Below are 763 nucleotides of genomic sequence, written 5' to 3'. Positions count from 1 at the left end.
TTGGCCAGTATTTTCTGTTCTCGCGCAAGCTTATGTTGCAGCTTAGATAAAAAGGTAGGATTGGCAACTTTGCTGCCATCTGATAGGACGATAAAGTCAGTCAGTCCTAAGTCAATGCCTATTCTTGAGTGAGTTTTTAGCAACGGCTCTACGATAGTTTCAACCAGTAAGCTGGCATAGTACTTGCCTGATGGGGTGCGGCTGATGGTCGCTGATTTTATTAAGCCATTTACCTTGCTTGGAAATTTAGCGATGATATGACCAATCTTAGGCAGTTTGACAGTGCTGTCTGTGATCGCCACTGTGCCCTTTTGGTTATTGGTCGTATAACTATCCTTAATTCCTTTTTTCTTGAATTTTGGGAAGCCTAAACCTTTGAAGAATTTACTATAAGCGGCTCTTAGGTTTTGCTGTACGTTAGCCAGTGCCAGACTATCGACTTCTTTAAGCCATTCAAATTCTTTTTTATAGTGAGCAGGAGTATTTTTTAATTCGGTCTTATGCTCGTTGTAATGGTCTATTTTGTCACTAAGCATCCTATTCCAAATAAAGCGTGTGCAGCCGAATGATTTGGCAAAGAATACTTGCTGACCCTCATTAGGGTATAATCTTACTTTATGGGCTTTTAGGATTTGCTTGGTCATAAGGAGCTTGTTGTTAATTGGCGTTGTAATTATTAATTATAATACCATAGGGAGTAAGGGTAGTTATCAATAACGCATTCATCCCACTACTTTAGAAGTAGGGGATTTCTGCGCTGAAA

1 protein-coding gene is annotated in these 763 nt (G+C 39.7%); it reads right to left on the bottom strand.

All coding sequences use genetic code 11. The features are described 5' to 3' along the window. On the bottom strand, positions 1 to 644 hold a 644-nt coding region (locus tag QL919_RS14115; RefSeq protein ID WP_290190098.1), incomplete at its 3' end, for an RNA-guided endonuclease TnpB family protein. Between the last annotated feature and the right edge of the window lie 119 nt (positions 645 to 763).

Source organism: Psychrobacter sp. APC 3426 (assembly GCF_030408035.1).
Lineage (GTDB): Bacteria > Pseudomonadota > Gammaproteobacteria > Pseudomonadales > Moraxellaceae > Psychrobacter.
Note: the sequence above shows the minus strand (reverse complement) of the source record. Positions and strands in the feature narration are given on the sequence as shown.